We start from the raw sequence: 3,822 nt of genomic DNA, 5'->3' as shown, positions 1-3,822 counted from the left end.
CGTCATCACCAGGAGCCATGGGGTCAGTGCCCCTCGTGTGCGCGGGTCTCGCCCCCGTGCAGACCGTGCAACAGCTCGTTGAGCCGGCGCTGGGTGCTCTCGACGCGCGGGATGTCGTAGATGAGGACCTGGCCGTGGGTGCTCGCGTCACTGATCACCAGGGTGCCGCAGCCGAGCACGCGGTCGATGAGGTCGAGCTCGTAGGCCACGTCGCTGATCCGACCGAGCGGGATGTCGTGCCCCCGCCGGGTCAGGATGCCGTTGCGGGTGATCAGGCGACGGTCGGTGATCGTGTAGGACGAGGAGAGCCAGTCCAGGAAGGGCCACAGCACCCGCCACAGGGCGAGGAGTCCGATGAGCCCCCACACGACCAGCAGGGCGGTGCCGTCGTCGGTGACGAAGACACCGAACAGCACTCCGGCAGCGAGCAGCACCACGAGCGTGAGCAGGGGCAGGAGCAGCGCCTTGGGATGGGTCCGCGTGCTGACGACGATCTTCTCGCCCGGGTTCAGCAGCTTCTGGGAGATCACCACGGGTCGATCATGTCACCCGACGGCCCTGACGTGCACCACGTCACCGGCTGCGACCGCGCGCACGCCGCCGTCGGCGTCCACGAGCAGCTGGCCGTCTGCATCGATGCCGGTGGCGACGCCCACGAGCACGCTGCCGTCGGGGAGGTCGACCCGCACGGTGCGCCCGACCGTCACGCACGCGGCCGCGTAGGACTCGGCCAGCCGAGCGTTGCGACTCTCCCCGCCGGCCTCCCAGGCGTCGAAGGCCTCACGGATCGCGCTGAGCACGTCGACGAGGACGTCGGTGCGGTCGACGGGGCGTGCGAGCTCGATCTCCAAGGACGTCGCGTGCGGCACCGGCAGCTCGTCCTCGCGCAGCCCGACGTTGATGCCGACGCCGACGACCGCTGCGGGGCCGTCGGGGGTGTCGATGCGCTCGACGAGGATCCCGGCCACCTTGCGCTCGCCGATCAGCACGTCGTTGGGCCACTTCACCCCGACCGCGGGCACGCCGGCCTCGGTCCCCCACAGCGCCTTGAGCGCCTTGTCGACGGCGTACCCGGTCAGCAACGGGATCCAGGGCCACGAGCGGGTCGGCGCGGTGGGGCGCAGCAGCAGGGAGAAGGTGACCGACGTGCCGGCCGGCGACTCCCAGGTGCGGTCGAGACGACCACGGCCGGCGCGCTGGTGGTCGGCGACGACGACCAGCCCGTCGGGTGCGCCCTCCCTGGCCCGGGCGGCGGCGACCGCGTTGGTCGAGGGCAGCTCGTCGGCGACCTCGACGGTCAGGTCGGGCACCAGCTCGGGGTTGGCCTGCTTGAGCCTGGTCTTGTCGAGGGGTGGGCGCGCGGCGCGGTCCGAAGTCACGAGCACTAGCCTGTCCTACCGGACCGTCCGGACCAAGCATCGCCGCGAAGTCCTCGGCTGGACCACACACCCGAGACACCCGAGCACGCACCGAGCAGGAGAACCGTGAGCGCCCAGGCAACGACACCAGGCGAGGGGACCGACGTCCCGGCCGACCTCGACCTCCACACGACCGCCGGCAAGCTGGCCGACCTCGACCGCAGGCTCGACGAGGCGGTGCACGCCGGGTCGGCGAAGGCTGTCGAGAAGCAGCACGCGAAGGGTCGTCAGACCGCTCGCGAGCGCATCGAGATGCTCTTCGACGAGGGCTCCTTCGTCGAGCTCGACGAGCTCGCCCGACACCGCTCGACGGCGTTCGGGCTGGAGAAGAACCGCCCCTACGGCGACGGCGTCATCACCGGCTACGGCACCATCGACGGCCGTCAGACCTGCGTGTTCTCCCAGGACTTCACCGTCTTCGGTGGATCGCTCGGTGAGGTCTACGGCGAGAAGATCGTCAAGGTCATGGACCTCGCGCTCAAGACCGGCTGCCCGATCATCGGCATCAACGAGGGCGCCGGTGCCCGCATCCAGGAAGGTGTGGTCTCCCTCGGCCTGTACGGCGAGATCTTCCGCCGCAACGTGCACGCCTCGGGCGTCATCCCGCAGATCTCGATGATCATGGGCAACTGCGCCGGCGGGCACGTCTACTCCCCCGCGGTCACCGACTTCACGATCATGGTCGACCAGACCTCGGCGATGTTCATCACCGGTCCCGACGTCATCAAGACCGTCACCGGCGAGGACGTCACGATGGAGGAGCTCGGCGGCGCGCGCACCCACAACACCAAGTCGGGCAACGCCCACTACATGGCCTCCGACGAGCAGGACGCGATCGACTACGTCAAGGCCCTGCTCTCGCACCTGCCGCAGAACAACCTCGACGAGCCGGTCGTCTACGACGACGTCGCCGACACCGAGATCTCCGACCTCGACCGGACCCTCGACACGATCATCCCGGACAGTCCCAACCAGCCGTACGACATGCACGACGTGATCACCGCGGTCCTCGACGACGAGGAGTTCCTCGAGGTCATGGAGCTGTTCGCGCCCAACCTGATCATCGGCTACGGCCGGGTCGAGGGTCGTCCGGTCGGTGTCGTGGCCAACCAGCCGATGCAGTTCGCCGGCACGCTCGACATCGACGCCTCTGAGAAGGCCGCCCGCTTCGTGCGCACCTGCGACGCGTTCAACATCCCGGTGCTGACCTTCGTCGACGTGCCCGGCTTCCTGCCCGGCACCGACCAGGAGTGGAACGGCATCATCCGCCGTGGCGCCAAGCTGATCTACGCCTACTCCGAGGCCACCGTCCCGCTCGTCACGGTGATCACGCGCAAGGCCTACGGCGGCGCCTACGACGTCATGGGCTCCAAGCACCTCGGCGCCGACATCAACGTCGCCTGGCCCACCGCCCAGATCGCCGTCATGGGCGCGCAGGGTGCCGCCAACATCGTGCACCGCAAGACGCTCGCCCAGGTCGAGGCCGAGGGTGGGGACGTCGAGGCCCGTCGTGCCGAGCTGATCGACGAGTACGAGACCACGCTCGCCAACCCCTACATCGCGGCCGAGCGCGGCTACATCGACGCCGTCATCTCGCCCCACGAGACCCGGGTCGAGATCGTGCGGGCGCTGCGCCTGCTGCGCTCCAAGCGGGCGACGTTGCCGCCGAAGAAGCACGGGAACATCCCGCTGTGAGCGACCAGCCCACGCCCGACGAGGCAGCCGCAGACACGCCGCAGCCTCCCGCGGCGCCGTTGCTGCGCATCGTGACGCCCAGCACCACGCCGGAGGAGGTGGCCGCGATCGTGGCCGTCTTCTCCGCGCTGGGCGGGGGCGACACGCCGCGACCCAAGCCGCGACCGCAGTGGAACGCCCCGGCCCGGATGGCACGGCCCGCCGTGTCGCACGGTCCGGGCGGCTGGCGCACGAGCGCGTTGCCGCGGTGACCTCGCTCGTCCTCGCCTCCGCCTCCCCTGCCCGTCTCGCGACCCTGCGCAGCGCGGGGGTGGAGCCGACGGTGATCGTCTCGGGTGTCGACGAGTCACAGCTCGAGGGGCTCTCCCCCGTCGAGCTCGCGGTGGGGCTGGCCGAGCTCAAGAGCGGCGCCGTCGCGGAGCGCGACGACCTGCCGACCGGGGCCCTGGTGCTCGGCTGCGACTCGGTGCTCGAGCTGGACGGCGAGGCGCTCGGCAAGCCCGGCGACTCCGAGACCGCCATCCGCCGCTGGCAGGCGATGCGCGGCCGCACCGGTGTGCTGCAGACCGGACACAGCCTGCGCGACACCACGACGGGTCACCACGTGTCGGATGCTGATCGTCGTGGCGCTGTTTTTCATCGAGCGGGCCCGGCCGCAGGCCGTAACCCGGTTTGAAGAGAATGTTCTGGCGTCGATATTGGCGCTGAT

At 70.1% G+C, this 3,822-nt stretch carries 5 protein-coding genes; 3 read left to right on the top strand and 2 right to left on the bottom strand.

Annotation, left to right across the window (positions count from 1 at the left end; genetic code table 11):
* Positions 1–23: 23 nt before the first annotated feature.
* Both VOI19_RS15950 and VOI19_RS15945 read right to left on the bottom strand, forming a co-directional pair.
* Positions 24–533, bottom strand: a complete 510-nt coding sequence (locus VOI19_RS15950) for a PH domain-containing protein (RefSeq protein WP_323793952.1) — start codon at positions 531–533, stop codon at positions 24–26.
* 12 nt (positions 534–545) lie between these two features.
* A complete protein-coding gene (locus VOI19_RS15945) occupies positions 546–1,379 on the bottom strand; it encodes a biotin--[acetyl-CoA-carboxylase] ligase (RefSeq protein WP_323793951.1) in 834 nt (277 codons plus the stop codon).
* Between the two features lie 105 nt (positions 1,380–1,484).
* On the opposite strand from VOI19_RS15945, the gene VOI19_RS15940 reads away from it, so the two are divergent.
* The 3 genes from VOI19_RS15940 to VOI19_RS15930 are packed head-to-tail and all read left to right on the top strand — an operon-like array spanning position 1,485 to position 3,789.
* On the top strand, positions 1,485–3,113 hold the full coding sequence (locus VOI19_RS15940; protein ID WP_323793950.1) for an acyl-CoA carboxylase subunit beta: 1,629 nt from the start codon (positions 1,485–1,487) through the stop codon (positions 3,111–3,113).
* A complete protein-coding gene (locus tag VOI19_RS15935; RefSeq protein ID WP_323793949.1) occupies positions 3,110–3,364 on the top strand; it encodes an acyl-CoA carboxylase subunit epsilon in 255 nt (84 codons plus the stop codon). Before VOI19_RS15940 ends, VOI19_RS15935 begins: the two co-directional genes overlap by 4 nt.
* Positions 3,361–3,789, top strand: a complete 429-nt coding sequence (locus tag VOI19_RS15930) for a Maf family protein (RefSeq protein WP_323793948.1) — start codon at positions 3,361–3,363, stop codon at positions 3,787–3,789. The genes VOI19_RS15935 and VOI19_RS15930 overlap by 4 nt, the downstream gene beginning before the upstream one ends.
* The last annotated feature ends 33 nt before the right edge of the window (positions 3,790–3,822 follow it).

Origin of the sequence: Nocardioides sp. (assembly GCF_034670285.1) — a bacterium.
GTDB lineage: Bacteria > Actinomycetota > Actinomycetes > Propionibacteriales > Nocardioidaceae > Nocardioides.
The sequence above is the reverse complement of the archived record's forward strand: the minus strand, read 5'-3'. Positions and strand labels throughout refer to the sequence as shown.